16 protein-coding genes are annotated in these 15283 nt (G+C 66.1%); 8 read left to right on the top strand and 8 right to left on the bottom strand.

From position 1 onward, the window contains the following. Positions 1 to 23: 23 nt before the first annotated feature. Positions 24 to 980, top strand: a complete 957-nt coding sequence (locus HT578_RS17610) for an SDR family NAD(P)-dependent oxidoreductase (protein WP_039388671.1) — start codon at positions 24 to 26, stop codon at positions 978 to 980. A gap of 186 nt (positions 981 to 1166) precedes the next feature. Here the strand turns inward: HT578_RS17610 and HT578_RS17605 are convergent, their stop codons facing one another. The 4 genes from HT578_RS17605 to metX all read right to left on the bottom strand — a co-directional run bounded on the left by HT578_RS17605 (position 1167) and on the right by metX (position 4052). Further along, on the bottom strand, positions 1167 to 1838 hold the full coding sequence (locus HT578_RS17605) for a glutathione S-transferase family protein (protein ID WP_213500896.1): 672 nt from the start codon (positions 1836 to 1838) through the stop codon (positions 1167 to 1169). A gap of 80 nt (positions 1839 to 1918) precedes the next feature. Further along, positions 1919 to 2515 (bottom strand): methionine biosynthesis protein MetW, encoded by a 597-nt coding sequence (gene metW, locus HT578_RS17600; RefSeq protein ID WP_213500895.1) that lies wholly within the window; start codon positions 2513 to 2515, stop codon positions 1919 to 1921. Next, positions 2512 to 2949, bottom strand: coding sequence for a GNAT family N-acetyltransferase (locus tag HT578_RS17595; RefSeq protein WP_213500894.1), 438 nt, complete (start codon positions 2947 to 2949; stop codon positions 2512 to 2514). Before HT578_RS17595 ends, metW begins: the two co-directional genes overlap by 4 nt. Further along, entirely contained in the window at positions 2946 to 4052 is a 1107-nt protein-coding gene (metX, locus tag HT578_RS17590; RefSeq protein WP_213500893.1) for a homoserine O-acetyltransferase MetX, read from the bottom strand. Before metX ends, HT578_RS17595 begins: the two co-directional genes overlap by 4 nt. A gap of 256 nt (positions 4053 to 4308) precedes the next feature. Here metX and hisC point away from each other — a divergent pair, with 256 nt between their 5' ends. The 3 genes from hisC (at position 4309) to HT578_RS17575 (ending at position 7211) form a co-directional block, all read left to right on the top strand. Next, a complete protein-coding gene (gene hisC, locus HT578_RS17585; RefSeq protein WP_213500892.1) occupies positions 4309 to 5427 on the top strand; it encodes a histidinol-phosphate transaminase in 1119 nt (372 codons plus the stop codon). After that, positions 5424 to 6350 carry a prephenate/arogenate dehydrogenase family protein gene (locus HT578_RS17580; protein ID WP_213500891.1) on the top strand — a complete coding sequence of 309 codons (927 nt, stop codon included), beginning with the start codon at positions 5424 to 5426 and terminating at the stop codon, positions 6348 to 6350. Before hisC ends, HT578_RS17580 begins: the two co-directional genes overlap by 4 nt. A gap of 69 nt (positions 6351 to 6419) precedes the next feature. Then, complete coding sequence (locus tag HT578_RS17575) at positions 6420 to 7211, top strand: transglutaminase-like domain-containing protein (RefSeq protein ID WP_213500890.1); 792 nt, start codon at positions 6420 to 6422, stop codon at positions 7209 to 7211. On the opposite strand, the gene dcd is transcribed toward HT578_RS17575, so the two are convergent. Beyond that, positions 7192 to 7746 carry a dCTP deaminase gene (gene dcd / locus HT578_RS17570; RefSeq protein ID WP_039391652.1) on the bottom strand — a complete coding sequence of 185 codons (555 nt, stop codon included), beginning with the start codon at positions 7744 to 7746 and terminating at the stop codon, positions 7192 to 7194. The genes HT578_RS17575 and dcd overlap by 20 nt on opposite strands. Before the next feature lie 317 nt (positions 7747 to 8063). Here dcd and HT578_RS17565 point away from each other — a divergent pair, with 317 nt between their 5' ends. From HT578_RS17565 to HT578_RS17550, 4 genes are all read left to right on the top strand, one after another. Then, on the top strand, positions 8064 to 8690 hold the full coding sequence (locus tag HT578_RS17565; protein ID WP_052322313.1) for a spermidine synthase: 627 nt from the start codon (positions 8064 to 8066) through the stop codon (positions 8688 to 8690). Between the two features lie 286 nt (positions 8691 to 8976). Continuing rightward, positions 8977 to 10110, top strand: a complete 1134-nt coding sequence (wecB, locus tag HT578_RS17560; protein WP_213500889.1) for a non-hydrolyzing UDP-N-acetylglucosamine 2-epimerase — start codon at positions 8977 to 8979, stop codon at positions 10108 to 10110. Next, positions 10094 to 11413 carry a UDP-N-acetyl-D-mannosamine dehydrogenase gene (gene wecC, locus HT578_RS17555; RefSeq protein ID WP_213500888.1) on the top strand — a complete coding sequence of 440 codons (1320 nt, stop codon included), beginning with the start codon at positions 10094 to 10096 and terminating at the stop codon, positions 11411 to 11413. Before wecB ends, wecC begins: the two co-directional genes overlap by 17 nt. Positions 11414 to 11610: 197 nt before the next feature. Continuing rightward, positions 11611 to 11751 carry a hypothetical protein gene (locus HT578_RS17550; RefSeq protein WP_159108009.1) on the top strand — a complete coding sequence of 47 codons (141 nt, stop codon included), beginning with the start codon at positions 11611 to 11613 and terminating at the stop codon, positions 11749 to 11751. Positions 11752 to 11866: 115 nt separating this feature from the next. Here HT578_RS17550 and HT578_RS17545 read toward each other — a convergent pair whose 3' ends face one another. The 3 genes from HT578_RS17545 to HT578_RS17535 form a co-directional block, all read right to left on the bottom strand. Beyond that, positions 11867 to 13381, bottom strand: a complete 1515-nt coding sequence (locus tag HT578_RS17545; protein ID WP_213500887.1) for an alanine/glycine:cation symporter family protein — start codon at positions 13379 to 13381, stop codon at positions 11867 to 11869. Positions 13382 to 13642: 261 nt separating this feature from the next. Continuing rightward, complete coding sequence (locus tag HT578_RS17540) at positions 13643 to 14428, bottom strand: molybdopterin-dependent oxidoreductase (protein WP_239026339.1); 786 nt, start codon at positions 14426 to 14428, stop codon at positions 13643 to 13645. Further along, positions 14425 to 15273, bottom strand: a complete 849-nt coding sequence (locus HT578_RS17535; protein WP_239026338.1) for a cytochrome b/b6 domain-containing protein — start codon at positions 15271 to 15273, stop codon at positions 14425 to 14427. Before HT578_RS17535 ends, HT578_RS17540 begins: the two co-directional genes overlap by 4 nt. Positions 15274 to 15283: the final 10 nt, after the last annotated feature.

Raw genomic sequence — 15283 nt, 5'->3', positions numbered from 1 at the left:
AAGGCCTTGAGGATAGAACGCAGATGAGCATGAGCCCCACCGATACGCTTTACGGCAAGATCGTCACCATCCTTGGCGGCAGCGGCTTTGTCGGCAAGCATCTCGCGCAGGAACTGCTGGAGCGCGGCGCACGCGTGCGCATCGCCAGCCGCCACCCCGAAAAGGCCTTCTCGATCAAGGCGCTGGGTGATCTGGGCACGGTCCAGTTCGCGCGCTGCGACGTCACCAAGCCGGACTCGCTTGCCGCCGTCCTCACCGGCTCGGATGCCGTGGTGAACCTGGTCGGCGCCTTCAAGGGCAAGCTCGACGACATCCAGGGTGAAGGCGTGGGGGCCATCGCCGCGGCCGCCAAGGCTGCAGGCGCGGCGTCCTTCGTCCACGTCTCGGCGATTGGCGCCGACGCGGGCTCGGATGTTGCCTATGCGCGCACCAAGGCCGAAGGCGAAGCCGCGGCCCTCGCCGCCTTCCCCGAGGCAACCATCGTGCGCCCGGCGGTGATCTTCGCCCCCGACGACCAGTTCGTGATGATGTTCGGGCGCATGATGAGCTCGATGCCGGTGCTCCCGATCTTCGCCCCCGAAGCCAAGCTGCAGCCGGTCTTCGTCGACGACGTCGCGGCCGCCATTGCCAATGCCGCGGGCGACCCGTTCGCGTTTGGCGGCAAGACCTTCGAGCTGGCCGGCCCCGAAGTCGTCACCATGCGCGGCCTCAACGCCCGCATCGCCCGCGCCGAGAACCGCGAGCCCAGCTTCATCGAGCTTTCGGATGGCCTGGGCGGTCTCATCGCGGCCCTGCCCTTCACGCCGATCAGCACCGACCAGTACAAGCTGCTCAAGGCGGGCAGCGTGGCCAGCGGCGCGGCGCCGGGGCTTGAGGACCTGGGCGTCACGCCCCGCCCGATGGGCCTCTTCCTCGAGCGCTGGATGACACAGTTCCGCAAGCACGGCCGCTTCGGCGCCAAGCACCCCAGCGCGGCCTGAACAGCCTAATTTAAAAAAGATAGTTCCGAGGGCCATCGCCCTCGGGCTCCCCGAACGGGCGACCTCACGTTTCTCAGCCATGCTGGCGCGCGGAACGTGAGGTCGCCCGTTTTGGGGTCAAGGGGTGATGACCCCTTGGTAAATTCACCTTCTTCTGCCGTTTCCTTTCGGAACGCGCGCCACCTCTCAGATGTCGACTTCGCCATAGTGGCTGGGCGGCTGGATCACTTCCATGCGCTCGCTCAGCAGCGGCCGGAAGCTCGGGCGCGACTTCATCACCAGATACCAGCCGCGCGCCTGTTCGTGGCTCGACCAGTCGAGGCCACCGAGGTAATCGGCGACCGAGATCTGCGCGGCCGCGGCAAGGTCGGCCAGCGTCATGGTGGAGCCCGCCAGCCACGGGCGGTTGTCGATCAGGTAATCGATGTAGTCGAGATAGTCATGCGCGAGACGCATGGCATCGCGCAGCAGGCGGGCATCCGGCGACTGGCGCAGCACGAGGCGCTTCTTCATCTTCTCGTGCAGCAGGGGCGCTGTCACATCGAGGAAGAAATTCTCGTCGAACATCGCGATCAGGCGGCGGATCTCGGCGCGCTGCTGGCTGGTGCCGCTGATGAGCGCGCCGCGCTCCACCGTTTCCTCGAAGTATTCACAGATCGCACGGCTGTCGGCGAGGACGATGTTCTTGGCCGTCTCGTGCACCACCGGCGTGCGCCCGGCCGGGTTCATCTGGAACAGGCGATCCTCGCCCTCCCAGGGGCGCGTGGTCTGAAGTTCGTAGGCGATCCCCTTCTCGGCCATGAGCAGGCGAACCTTGCGGCTGAAGGGGCAGAGGGGAAACTGGAAGATGTGCCACATGATGGTGCAATCCTTGCCCGTCGCGCCGCGGGGCGTCCAGCCGGAAGGGGACGCGGCGCGCCGGGAATGGAGTGGATAACTCAGGCCGCGCGCGAAAGAAGGAAGATCGCGTGCTCGGCCAGGAAGTTGGCTGCGGCCGTGCGGCACGAGGTATCGCCCGAGAGGAACCAGTTGCCCTCGATGGTGATGCCCCGGTCCTTGAGCAGGGTACGAAAGTCCTGGATGGTGACGTGGTGGATGTTCGGCGTCTGGTACCACACCACCGGCAGCATGCGGGTAATCGGCATGCGTCCACGCAGCAGAAGCGAAAGGCGTACGCGCCAGAAGGCGAAATTGGGGAAGCTGACGAAAGCCTTTTCGCCGATGCGCAGCAGTTCGTCGAGCACGAGGTCGGGGCGCATGGTCGTCTGCAGGGTCTGCGAGAGGATCGCGTAGTCGACCGACTTGTCCGGGTAGAACACGGTGTCCTGGTCCGCATCGCCCTGGATCACCGAGAGGCCGCGGGCGACGCAGGCCCCCACATTCGCCGGCGCAAGCTCCATGCCGCGCGTATCGCAGTGCTTTTCATCGCGCAGCGCGGCAAGCAGCGTGCCATCCCCGCACCCCACATCGAGCACGCTCGCACCGGTCGCGACATTTTCGGCGATGACGGCAAGGTCGGGGCGAAGCGCGGTCATGGCGTGTCTTCCAGCATCTGCTTCAGGGTGGGGGAAAGCCGCTCCATCAGGCGATCGGGACGGCTCGGTGCGGCAAAGCCGAGCGGGGCGTAGACCCCGTGCGCATCCCAGGTGGCGAGCGCGAAGCGGCGCACATCGGCGTACTCGGGATGGTCGAGGAACCAGGACACGAGCCTGCGTCCAAGCCCCTGCCCGCGCGCCTCCGCATCCACCCAGACATCGGCCAGCCAGGCGAAGCTGGCGCGGTCGCTGATGGCGCGGGCAAAGCCGACCTGCTGCCCATCCTCGGTGCGGTAGGCCCCGAGGCAATGCGATCCGGCGATCTGGCGCTCGACCTTTTCGCGCGCGATGCCCGGCGTCCAGTAGCTGGAGGCCAGCCAGCCGTGAATGCGCGCCACGTCGAGGCGCGATGGATCATCGCTCAGTTCGATCATCCCAGGAACCCGGCCACCACGCGGTCCAGTGCGGGGACATCGAGCAGAAAGGAGTCGTGCCCGTAGGGGGCCGAAAGTTCGACGAAGCTGACCGGCTTTCCGGCCGCGTTCAGGGCCTGCACCACGTTGCGCGAGGCGGACGTGGGATAGAGCCAGTCGGTATCGAAGCTGACAAGGCAGAAGCGCGCCCTGGAACGCCGGAATGCGTTGGCAAGGCGCCCGCCATGCTCCTCGGCGAGATCGAAGTAGTCCATCGCGCGGGTGATGTAGAGGTAGGAGTTCGCATCGAAGCGGTTGGAGAACGAGATGCCCTGGTAGCGCAGGTACGATTCGATCTGAAAATCCGCATCGAAGCCGAAGGTCTTTTCCGAGCGATCCTGGAGGCGGCGGCCGAACTTCTTGGTCAGCCCTTCCTCGGACAGATAGGTGATGTGCGCGGCCATGCGGGCGACGGCAAGGCCCTTCTCCGGGCTGTCCTCGAAGCCGTAGTAGTCGCCCTCGCGCCAGGAATTGTCGGCCATGATGGCCTGGCGCCCCAGCTCATGGAAGCCGATGTTCTGGGCCGAGTGGCGCGCCGTTGAGGCGAGGACAAGGACCGCGCGGGCGCGCTCGGGAAAGTTGGCGGCGAGCGAGAGCGTCTGCATGCCCCCCATCGATCCGCCGACGACCGCGTGGAGTGTGTCGATCCCCAGCGAATCGAGCAGCGCCACGTGGCCGCGCACCATGTCGCGGATGGTGATGACCGGAAAGCGCATGGCCCAGGGCTCGCCATCGGGCGCCAGGCTGGCCGGGCCGGTCGAGCCCATGCACGAGCCGATCACGTTGGCGCAGATGATGAAGTAGCGGTCGGTATCGATGGGCTTGCCCGGGCCCACCATGCGCACCCACCAGCCCGGCTTGCCGGTCAGGGGATGGTCCGAGACAACATGGTGATCGCCGGTCAGCGCGTGGCAGATCAGGATCGCGTTGTCCTTGGCCGCGTTCAGACAGCCGTGAGTCTCGTAGGCGATTTCCACGAGGGGCAGCGTCTGGCCGCTGTCGAGCGTGAGTGGCTCATCGAGTGTGAGCACCTGGGTGGGATCAATGGTGTGTGCTGTAGCCATGGAAACTTTGTTTGACAGGGCACCAGCTTCCCGGATTAGACACCCGCTGTCAAACTTTGCGTGCTGCGCCTGCGAAACCCCTGCAGGAAGCTGATTTTCTGCGGAAAATTATGGGTATTTGACAGGAAAACAGGTTCAGGCTGCGAACAAAGTTGAAACTTATCTCATCTTTCTCGCACCTGCACCGCGCACAGCACAGGGCTTGTCGAAATGACAGGTGCAATCGCGCCATGGCTGGGGTAAAGGCGCCCGCACTATGAGCGAAACCACGACGTCCAAGCCCGCCCCTGCCCCCAAGCCGTGGATCGAGGCGATCCATGCCTATGTCCCGGGCAAGTCGGCCGGAGCCGATGGCAGGCCGCTGATCAAGCTCTCGGCAAACGAGAACCCGCTGGGCACGAGCGAGGCCGCCCTCGCCGCCCGCCTACAGACGGTGCCGCCCTCGCTCTATCCCGATCCCGACAGCCGAGCGCTGCGCGAGGCGATTGCCGCGCGCCATGGCCTCGAGGCTGCGCGCGTCGTCATGGGTACCGGCTCGGACGAGATCCTGAACCTTGCCGCGCAAGGCTATGCCGGACCGGGCGATGAGGTCATCTACGTACGCTACGGCTTTGCGGTCTACGACATCGCGGCCCGGCGCTGCGGCGCGACGCCGGTTGTCGCGCCCGATGCGGACTACGGCACGGACGTCGATGCGCTCCTCGGCCTCGTCACCGAGAAGACCCGCGTGGTCTTCCTCGCCAATCCGAACAACCCGACCGGCTCGTACCTGCCCAAGGGCGAGATCGCACGCCTGCACGCCGCGCTTCCCTCCGACGTGCTGCTGGTGATCGACCAGGCCTATGGTGAATACGTCCCCGCCGAGGACGAGGATGGCGCCTTTGCGCTTGCCGCCACGCATGAGAACGTCCTTGTCACGCGCACCTTCTCCAAGATCTTCGGCCTTGCCGGCGAGCGCGTAGGCTGGGGCACCGGAGCACCTGCGATCATCGACACGTTGAACCGCATCCGCGGCCCCTTCAACGTCTCGGTCACCGCGCAGGCGAGCGCCCTCGCCGCGCTTGGCGACACCGCCTTCATCGAACGCAGCTACACGCACAACCTGGAGGAGCGCGCGCGCTTCGTGGGCAAGCTGGAGGCTCTGGGCAACCACGGCCTGCGCCCGCTGCCGAGCCAGGCCAACTTCGTCCTCGTCCTGTTCGAGGGCGCGCTCAGCGCCGAGGCGGCCTACAACGGCCTTGCCGAGCGCGGCTACATCGTGCGCTGGCTGCCGGGACAGGGCCTGCCCCAGGCGCTGCGCTTCACCATCGGCAAGCGCGTGGACATGGACGCCATGGCCGACGCGCTGGCCGAGATGGCGGAGGCTGCCGGATGACCTTTTCGCAGATCGCGATCATCGGGCTCGGCCTCCAGGGCGGCTCGATCGGCCTTGCCATCCAGGAATACCTGCCCGAAGCGCGCGTCACCGGCTATGACCTCGATCCCGCCACCCGCGCCCGCGCGGCCGAGCGCGGGCTGTGCCACACGGTATGCGAGAGCGCCGAGGAAGCGGTGGCCGAAGCCGAACTCGTCATCTTCTGCGTGCCTCCGGGCGCCATCGGCAAGGCCGCCAAGCCCTTGCGCGAAGCGATCCCGCCCGAATGCCTCGTCAGCGACGTGGGCTCGTCCAAGAAGCGCATTGCCGCCGATCTGGCGCAGGCTCTGCCCGATCACATCGTGATCCCCGCGCACCCCGTTGCGGGCACCGAGAATTCCGGGCCCGACGCCGGTTTCGCCTCGCTGTTCCAGGGCCGCTGGTGCATCGTCACCCCGCCCGAGCACACCGATCTCCTGAAGCTCAGCACGCTGGTGGAATTCTGGGAGACGCTGGGCGCCAACGTGGAACTGATGTCGCCCGAGCACCACGATCTCGTGCTCGCCGTCACCAGCCACCTGCCCCACCTCATTGCCTACACCATCGTGGGCACGGCCTCGGACCTGGAGGACGTGACGCAGAGCGAAGTCATCAAGTACTCGGCGGGTGGCTTCCGTGACTTCACGCGCATCGCTGCCTCGGACCCGACGATGTGGCGCGACGTCTTCCTGTCCAACAAGGAGGCGGTGCTGACCATGCTCCAGCGCTTCACCGAGGACCTGACCGCGCTCCAGCGCGCGATCCGGGTCGGCGATGGCGAGGCCCTGTTCGACCAGTTCACCCGCACCCGCGCCATCCGCCGCTCGATCATCGAGGAAGGCCAGGACGATTCGCGCCCCGACTTCGGACGCAGCGACCACGTGAAGAAGACGAAGAAAAGCTGACCGGCCGCGGAGCCATCGCGTCCCTCGCGCATTGAGCGGTCAGAGACCCGCTGCGGCGCGAGGGGCCCCATGGCAATTGCGATCGAGACCGAGCTTCACTACGCGCTCTCCGGCACGGCCGACATCCTCCTCCAGATCGAGGCGGCGATGATCCCCGAACAGCTGGTGCGCGCGCCCTACATCGAGCTTCCTCCCAGCGACCATTTCGCCCGCGTGCCGGGCCAGGCCAGCATCGGCGAGCGGATCTGGCTGCGCACCGACCAACCGCTCCACGTGCGCTACACCGCCGAGGTCGAGGTTCACCGCCTCGTCACCGAGATCGCGCCCCTGCCCGCAACGCCGCCGCATATGCTTCCCGGTGAGACGGTCGACTACCTCATGGCCTCGCGCTTCTGCCCGGCCGACACCTTCCAGGATTTCGTCGAGGAGACCTTTCCGGGCACGCAAGGCGGCGCGCGCGTCGCCGCCATCCGCGACTGGATCGCCGCGACGCTGTCCTACGAACCGGGCGCGAGCGATGCCCAGACGACGGCTGCCGACACATTCCACGCCGGCAAGGGCGTGTGCCGCGACTATGCGCACCTGATGATCGCGCTTACCCGCGCCAGCGCGATCCCGGCGCGCTTTGCGAGCGTCTACGGACCCGACGTCGATCCGCCCGACTTCCACGCGGTCGCCGAAGTCTTCCTCGACGGGTGCTGGCACCTGATTGATTGCACGGGGATGGCCAGGGCCAGTGAAATGGCCAAGATCGGCGTCGGGCGCGATGCGGCCGACGCCTCGTTCCTCACCAGTTACGGCCAGCTCGAGCTTGTCCGCCAGAGCGTGGCCGTACGCCGGATCACAGACGCGGCAGCGTAACCCCGCGCTGGCCCATGTACTTGCCCGCACGGTCCGCGTAGCTGACCTCGCACGGTTCGTTGCCCTGCAGGAACAGGAACTGGCACGCGCCCTCGTTCGCGTAGATGCGCGCGGGCAGCGGCGTCGTGTTCGAGAATTCGAGCGTGACGTGCCCTTCCCAGCCCGGCTCGAGCGGAGTGACGTTCACGATGATCCCGCAGCGCGCGTAGGTGCTCTTGCCAAGGCAGATGACCAGCACGTCCTTGGGCACGCGGAAATACTCGACCGTGCGCGCGAGCGCGAAGGAGTTGGGCGGGATCACGCAGACGTCGGTCTCGCGGTCCACGAAGGAGTTGCTGGCGAAATCCTTGGGGTCGACGATCGCGGAATCGACGTTAGTGAAGATCTTGAACTCGGGCGCCACGCGCGCGTCGTAGCCATAGGACGAAAGCCCGTAGGAGATGCAGCCATCACGGCGCTGGGCCTCCACGAACGGCTCGATCATGCCGTTTTCGCGGGCCTGCTGCCGAATCCACTTGTCGCTCAGAATTGCCATGGGCGCGTGCATGCCCAAGGCCGCGGCAAGGAGCAAGCAGAACCGGCGTCCGCACGCCCCATCCACAGCCGATTTGTCCTTTGGGCCACCACGTATTGCCATCCTCCCGCCCCTCCCCCATGCCGGAGGGGATCGGGGCCATCATCGTGTAGGCATGTCCCGGCTGAGAGACGCGCCGCGCTCTTGCTTACACGGCAGGACCTCAATTGCGCATGGCCCTTTCCCAATCCACCGCCACGACTCCCCTCGACACCGGCCCCATCGACACCAGCAACGACGTGCTGCTGGGTACTGCCTTCGTGCCCGAGGGCGTGGAGATGCGCCTCGTCCAGCACGGCGATGCCTTCACCATCCTGCTCGAAGACACCGAGCTGATGAGCACCGAGGCCAATGCCTCGGAAGAGGCGCTGGCGGTCATGACCTGCGACATGCTTTCGGGCCGTCCGGGCGTGCAGATGCTGATAGGTGGCTATGGCATGGGCTTTACCCTGCGCGCCGCGCTCTCGGCCCTGCCTGCAGATGCAGGCGTATGCGTGGCCGAGATCGTGCCCGAGATACTTGCCTGGGCGCGTGGGCCCATGCACGAACTCACCGACGGCTGCCTCGACGATCCGCGCGTGATGGTCGTGGAAGATGACGTTGCCATGCTCATCGGCGCCGCGCGCGAGGGCTACGATGCGATCCTGCTCGATGTCGACAATGGCCCGGAAGGCCTCACCCGCTGGCAGAACGACGGGCTCTATTCGCCCGAGGGCCTCGCAGGCTCGCTGCGCGCCCTGCGCCCGGGCGGTATCCTCGCGGTCTGGTCGGCCTGGTTCGACCCTGCGTTCACCACGCGCCTGGAGGAAGCCGGTTTCACCGTGACCGCGCGCACCGTCGGCTCGCGCCCTAGCGGCACGTCCTACCCCCATACCCTGTGGTTCGCACGCAAGCCTGCGGCGTAAGTCTCCGGAAAAGAGAAGTAAGAGATCCATTCAAGGGGCCATCGCTCCTTGACCCCGGAATGGGCGACCTCAGCTTTTCCAGCCAAGGTTGCGCACGGAAGGAAAGCCAGACAGTTCGGGGAGCCCGAGGGCACTGGCCCTCGGACCTGACCTTCTCATTACCACGGCTCCTTGAATACTCTTTTTGCGTCCTATTCGTCTCGGCAACTTGAGAACACTTATCCATTCGCCCCCAATCGGCGAATGCTTATTCCCTGCTTAACACTCCGCTGATACAGCCACTCTCATGACGCAGCCCGCCCGCATTCTCGTCGTCTTCGGCACACGCCCCGAGGCGATCAAGCTGTTCCCCGTCATCCACGCGCTGAAGGCCGACCGGCGCTTCGAATGCGTGGTCTGTGTCTCGGCCCAGCATCGCCAGATGCTCGACCAGGTCCTGGAGATCGCCGGGATCGTGCCCGACCATGATCTCGACGTCATGAAGCCTGACCAGAGCCTCGATGCGCTGACCGCCCGGCTCCTGACCGGGCTCGGCGCGGTCATGGACACGGCGAAGCCTGCCCGGGTGATCGTGCAGGGCGATACGGCCACCGCGATGGCGGGCGGCCTTGCGGCCTACTACCGCCAGATCCCGGTCGACCATGTCGAGGCGGGCCTGCGCTCCTACAACATCTATCACCCCTGGCCCGAAGAGGTGAACCGCAAGATCATCGGTTCGCTGGCCAGCCTGCACTTTGCGCCCACCACCACCGCGCAAGGCGCGCTGGTGAAGGAGAACGTCGATCCCGCGCGCGTCCACGTGACCGGCAACACCGTGATCGACGCGCTGCACTGGGTAACGGACGCCATCGCCGCGCGCCCCGAACTGGCGCAGGGCCTCGCCGAGCTGGAACAGCGCTTCATTGGCAAGCGGATCATCGGCGTCACCAGCCACCGGCGCGAGAATTTCGGCGAGGGCATGGAGGGCATCGCCACCGCCATCCGCGAGATCGCCGCGAGGCCCGACACCGCCGTCATCTTCCCCGTCCACCTCAACCCCAACGTGCGCGCCGTGATGAACGCCCGGCTCGCCGGCCTTACCAACGTCGCGCTGATCGAGCCGCTCGACTACCCGCATTTTGCGCGCCTGCTCAGCCTTGCCGAGATCATGCTGACGGATTCGGGCGGCGTGCAGGAGGAGGCCCCCGCGCTTGGAAAGCCCGTCCTTGTCATGCGCGAGACGACCGAGCGCCCCGAAGGCGTCGCCGCGGGAACGGCGAAACTGGTCGGAACGGTGCCGACGCGCATCGTTTCCGAAATCTCAACCCTGCTCGACGATAGGGGATCGTACGAGGCCATGGCGCGCGCGCACAATCCGTTCGGGGACGGGACCGCCGCACGCCAAATCGTGGAGCACATTGCACATGAAGTCGGAAACTAAGCCCAGCGTCTGCGTCGTCGGCCTTGGCTACATCGGCCTTCCCACCGCCGCGGTGATCGCGCGTGCGGGGTGCAAGGTGCTGGGCCTCGATGTCTCGCAGAACGTGGTCGACACGATCAACCGAGGCGAGATCCACATCGAGGAAGTCGATCTCGATGGCCTGGTCCAGGGCGTGGTGGCGCGCGGGCTCCTCTCCGCCTCGGTCGAAGTCGCGGCCGCGGACGTATTCGTGATCGCGGTGCCGACACCCTTCCACAAGGACGGTGCAGACGGAGCCAAGCACGCGCCCGACGTTTCTTATGTCCTGGAGGCCGGACGCACCATCGCGCCTGTTCTCAAGCACGGCGACACGGTGATCCTGGAATCGACCTCTCCGGTAGGGACGACCGAGGAACTGCGCGACCTTATCGCCAGGGCCCGTCCCGATCTCAGGATCCCGGGCCTCACGCACGAGACACCCGACATCTCCATCGCCTACTGCCCGGAGCGCGTGCTGCCCGGACGCATCCTGGAGGAGCTCACCAACAACGATCGCTCGATCGGCGGCATCACCCCGCGCTGCGCGCGCAAGGCGCTCGCCTTCTACAAGCGCTTCGTGCGCGGCGAATGCGTTACCACCGACGCGCGCTCGGCCGAGATGACCAAGCTTGTCGAGAACGCCTACCGCGACGTCAACATCGCCTTTGCCAACGAGCTCTCGATCGTCTCGGACGCAATGGGGCTGGATGTCTGGGAGGTGATCCGCCTTGCCAACCGCCACCCGCGCGTCAACATCCTGACGCCGGGGCCGGGCGTGGGCGGGCACTGCATCGCAGTCGACCCCTGGTTCATCGTCCACGGCGCGCCCGAGGACACCCCGCTCATCCGCACCGCGCGCGGGGTCAACGACCACAAGATGCACCATGTCATCGCCAAGGCCGAAGGGCTTATCGAGGCCCACCCCGCCGCAAAGGTCGCGTGCCTGGGCCTCGCTTTCAAGGCGAACATCGACGACTTTCGCGAGAGCCCGGCGCGCTTCATCACCAGCCGCCTTGTCCGCAAGTTCGGCCCGCGCATCCACGTGGTCGAGCCTTATGCGGAGGAACTCCCGATCGAGTTTACCGATACAGGCGTCGCCCAGATCGACATCGACGAGGCCCTGGAGACCTGCGACATCTTCATTGTCCTGGTCGACCACGACGTGTTCAAGGTCGTTCCACTGGCCGAACGGGCCGAAAAGCTCGTCTACGACACGCGCGGGATCTGGCCGGACCAGCCCCGCGCGGTGCGCGAGGACGCTGCGAGGCTCAAGCTTGCGCCCTAGTTTTTTTTCGATCAAATTTCACGCCCGTTAACTTGCCTCTGCCCAAATTCTCCAAAATGGGTTAGATTTATATTTGCAGGACTAAGGTAAAAGCCCTAGTCACCGGCAACCTTGCAAAAAATTAATCGGGGCGTTGCATGGACCAGGCAAATGATAGAATTGCTCGAGCGCATGGCTTGCTTCGCGAGGCCCTCGTCTTGCTTGACGAACGGGAGTTCCTCGTGGAGGCCGCGTTCGTCCAGTCCGCGCTCGACCGCATGAGCGAGACGATTGCCGTCCTGCACCCCGATCTTGCGATCTCCCCCGAAGGCACGGTCGAGCGCCTGTCCGGGCGCTGACACGCCGCACCGACCTTAAGGAAATGGCGCGCTGCGGAGCTGTCCGCGGCGCGCCTTTTTGTATGCAGGCGGGAAAAGGTGCGGCGCGGGAAAGGCCCACGCCGCACGCCTTCGATCAGGACGGATCGATGCCCGAAGGCTTTTCCTTGCCTTTGGCGATGCGGAACACCGTGCCCGAAAGCAGAGCCAGGGCCAGCAGGTTGGGCAGCGCCATCGAGGCGTTCGAAATGTCGCCCATGCGCCAGACCAGCTCAAGCGGCTGCGCCGCGCCGACCACCACGCCCACGCAGTAGATCACGCGCCAGAGCATGTGCAGGATCTTCTCGCCGCGCGCGCTCGAGCCTGGAACCAGATCGTAGAGGAAGGTGATCGTGCGCTCGCCGTAATAGCTGAAGGTCAGCATGGTCGAGAACACGAACATGATCAGCGCGATCGAAGCCACGACCGAACCCAGCGGGACACCGGCGATGAGGGTCGGGAACGCGGCCGCGAAGGCGCCCGAGGTCATTGCAAAGCCGGTGAGATCCGACTGCCAGGCGTGCGCCACGGCCTGTCCGCCAGCGGTGAAATCGCCCTCCACGGTCAGGATCACCAGCGCAGTCATGGTGCAGATCACGATGGTGTCGAGGAAGGTGCCCATCATCGCCATGCGGCCCTGGACTTCCGGGTCGCGGGTCTGCGCGACGGCGTGCGCCATCGGGGTGGTGCCCTGCCCGGCCTCGTTCGAGAAGAGGCCGCGCGCGACGCCTGCGCGCAGCGCGATCAGGACGCCAGCGCCCGCAAAGCCGCCCATGGCCGACTGCGGAGAAAAGGCCCCCTGGAAAATGCGGGCGAAGGATTCGGGAATGTCCTGCGCATCGAGAATGAGCGCGATCAGCGCCATCACGAAGTAGGCAAGGCCCATGAACGGCACGACCTTTTCGGCCACCGCACCAATCGACTTGATGCCGCCGACGATGACCACGAAGACCAGCACCGCCGCGATCAGGCCGCCCAGCCACTCCTCGATGCCGAACAGCTCGTTCATCGAATCGGCCAGCGCGTTCGACTGGATCACGTTGCCGGTGATGATGGTCGAGCACAGCGCCCCGATACAGAAGATCACCGCCAGCCAGGTCCAGCCCGGCCCGAGGCCGCGCACGATGTAGGTCATCGGACCGCCGCGCCAGCTGCCATCGGGGCCCCGTTCACGGTAGCGGATGGCAAGCGAGCCTTCGGCAAAGGCCAGCGCCATGCCGATGAGCGCGGTCACCCACATCCAGAAGATCGCGCCGGGGCCACCCAGTGCGAGCGCGGTGGCGACACCGGCCATGTTGCCCGTGCCGACCTGGCCCGAAAGCGCAGTGGACAGCGCGGCAAACGGGCTGATCTCGCCGGTTTCGCCCTTCTGGCTCTTGGCAAAGAGCCCGGCAAAGGCGCTGCCCAGCTTGCGCAGCGGATAGAAGCGCAGGCCGATCATCATGTAGAGGCCGATGCCCAGCAGCACGATCACCATGGGCGGGAACGGGAGCACTTCCTCCCCGTTCCAGGTCCCCCCCCAGATGAAATCCGAGATGTTGGTGATGCGGTCGATCAGGCTCGGCTCACCGGGCGCCTGCCCTGCCGCGGCCAGAACGGTCAACGAATTCATTCGTGCTAGTCTCCAGTCTGCAACCCCCTGTGCGCAGCGCCCACGCGCCTGCGCACCCCCGCCGGATATCGCGCGAGAACCCTCTGAATGTGCAAGGACATCCCCGCTTGCGCAACCGTTCAGGAGCGAAAGGCCGCTATTTGCGCGCCATTCGAAAGTTTACGAAGGTTTCAAGACGATCCCGCGCACGATTCCCCAAGTACAGGGCCGGCAAACCGAATTTTCCGTCGCGCCGATCCGCCGTCCGGCAGCGCGTTCGCCTCAAATTCCCGCGTACCAGGCGTAGTCGCCCACATCCTCCCAGTACCCGCCCTTGCCCCCGTAGATGTCCTGGAGGCTGTCCACCGCGACGATCCGGGTGACGAACTTGGCGTGCTTGTAACCCAGCTGGCGCTCGACCCGCAGGCGCAAGGGCGCCCCGTGCACCTCTTCAAGCGGGGCGCCGTTCATCTGCCAGGCCAGGATCGTCTGGGGATGGAAGGCATCGGCCAGATCGATCGATTCGTAATAGGGCCGCCCGTGATAGAGGTCCGCGCAGTGGAAGACGATGTAGCGCGCCGTCTCGGACACCCCGGCAAGCCGAAGCAGCCCGCCAAGCTGGGGCCCCTGCCACTGGCCGATTGCGCTCCACCCCTCGACACAGTCGTGCCGGGTGATCTGGCTGCGCTGGGGCAGGTCCTTGAGCGCGGCGAGCGAGAGATCGAGCGGGCGGGCCACGAGCCCCTCGACGCGCAACGTCCAGCCCGCGAAACCCTCGCCCAGCTGGCGGCGGTAGGCGGGATCGGCCACGCCCTGGCTGCCGTTGGCGCGAAAGCGCGGGGAAAGGTCGGCCCGGGTGTACTCGCGCGCCAGCGCCTCGCCGCCCAGCGCACGCTGGCTCCAGCGATGCAGGTCCTCGGCGCGGGTGAGGACATCCTTGGCCGCGTCCGCGCGCCACAGGTCATCGCACCCGGACAGGGCAAGGCCGCCTGCCGCCACGGCGCCGCCACGAAGGAGCCCTCGGCGCGAGAGGGCTAGACCGCCACGGGGGCGCAGGATCCGGCTCACGACGCGTCCTCCTCGATTTGCATCCGTCCAGTCACGATGGCCCGCAAATGCTTGAGGGGGCCTGCCAGCACCACCATCGCCATATGAACACCAAAGAAGAGGACCAGACCAAAGGCGAAGAGGAAGTGCAGCGAGCGCGCCGTCTGTCGCCCGCCTACAGCCTGGGTCAGCAGCGGCGCCCAGGCGTCCGTGCCCGGCGACATGGCAAGCCCCGTTGCGATCATGCCCGGCAGCAGGATGAAAAGCACACCGGCATAGGCGAGCTTCTGGAGGACCGAATAATGCCGCGCCGCCTCTCCCTTGGGAAAGCGTAGCCGCGCATGGGCCTTCACGTCCTGCCAGAGCGAGCGCGGATGCCATTCGCGGCGCGTGATATGAAGATCGCGCCTCAGATGGCCGTTCACCAGCGACCAGAGAAGATAACCCAGCAGCCCCAGCGCGAGCACCCAGGCGAAGGCCAGGTGCCAGATCCGCGCGAGCGCCAGGCTGTAACGCGAGGGCAACGTCATCCAGTAGGGGAAGGCGCGGCGTTGCAGGCGTCCGTCCTGATCCTCCCACAATCCCAGCACGCCGGTTGTCTCGACGCGGGAATTGGCGATCTGCACGAAACCGAACTCGCGCGCGCCAATCCGCGCCGAGGAGACCTTGAACCAGGGCGCGTCGTAGTTCGCGCCATATTCGCCCCAGTAGAGGCGCGGGTGCGCATTGAAGATCATCAGGCCGCTCATCAGGAGCACGAGCAGGGTCAGCGCATTCACCCCGTGCCACAGCCGCGTGGAGAGGCGGTGGCGCAGGATCACCCTGCCCCCATCCTGCGCGCTGTCCTGTGCCTCGGTGCCTGCCACGCTTGCTCCT

The organism is Novosphingobium decolorationis (assembly GCF_018417475.1).
GTDB classification, from domain to species: Bacteria; Pseudomonadota; Alphaproteobacteria; order Sphingomonadales; family Sphingomonadaceae; genus Novosphingobium; species Novosphingobium decolorationis.
This window is presented reverse-complemented; position numbering and strand designations above follow the sequence as displayed.

What these genes read in the sequence shown, in the direction of transcription:
- wecB (WP_213500889.1), top strand. Translation starts at nt 8,977, where the DNA reads ATGACGCAGCCCGCCCGCATTCTCGTCGTCTTCGGCACACGCCCCGAG.
- HT578_RS17595 (WP_213500894.1), bottom strand. Translation starts at nt 2,949, where the DNA reads ATGATCGAACTGAGCGATGATCCATCGCGCCTCGACGTGGCGCGCATT.
- HT578_RS17565 (WP_052322313.1), top strand. Translation starts at nt 8,064, where the DNA reads ATGCGCCTCGTCCAGCACGGCGATGCCTTCACCATCCTGCTCGAAGAC.
- wecC (WP_213500888.1), top strand. Translation starts at nt 10,094, where the DNA reads ATGAAGTCGGAAACTAAGCCCAGCGTCTGCGTCGTCGGCCTTGGCTAC.
- HT578_RS17580 (WP_213500891.1), top strand. Translation starts at nt 5,424, where the DNA reads ATGACCTTTTCGCAGATCGCGATCATCGGGCTCGGCCTCCAGGGCGGC.
- dcd (WP_039391652.1), bottom strand. Translation starts at nt 7,746, where the DNA reads ATGGCAATTCTGAGCGACAAGTGGATTCGGCAGCAGGCCCGCGAAAAC.
- HT578_RS17575 (WP_213500890.1), top strand. Translation starts at nt 6,420, where the DNA reads ATGGCAATTGCGATCGAGACCGAGCTTCACTACGCGCTCTCCGGCACG.
- hisC (WP_213500892.1), top strand. Translation starts at nt 4,309, where the DNA reads ATGAGCGAAACCACGACGTCCAAGCCCGCCCCTGCCCCCAAGCCGTGG.
- metX (WP_213500893.1), bottom strand. Translation starts at nt 4,052, where the DNA reads ATGGCTACAGCACACACCATTGATCCCACCCAGGTGCTCACACTCGAT.
- HT578_RS17605 (WP_213500896.1), bottom strand. Translation starts at nt 1,838, where the DNA reads ATGTGGCACATCTTCCAGTTTCCCCTCTGCCCCTTCAGCCGCAAGGTT.
- HT578_RS17610 (WP_039388671.1), top strand. Translation starts at nt 24, where the DNA reads ATGAGCATGAGCCCCACCGATACGCTTTACGGCAAGATCGTCACCATC.
- metW (WP_213500895.1), bottom strand. Translation starts at nt 2,515, where the DNA reads ATGACCGCGCTTCGCCCCGACCTTGCCGTCATCGCCGAAAATGTCGCG.
- HT578_RS17545 (WP_213500887.1), bottom strand. Translation starts at nt 13,381, where the DNA reads ATGAATTCGTTGACCGTTCTGGCCGCGGCAGGGCAGGCGCCCGGTGAG.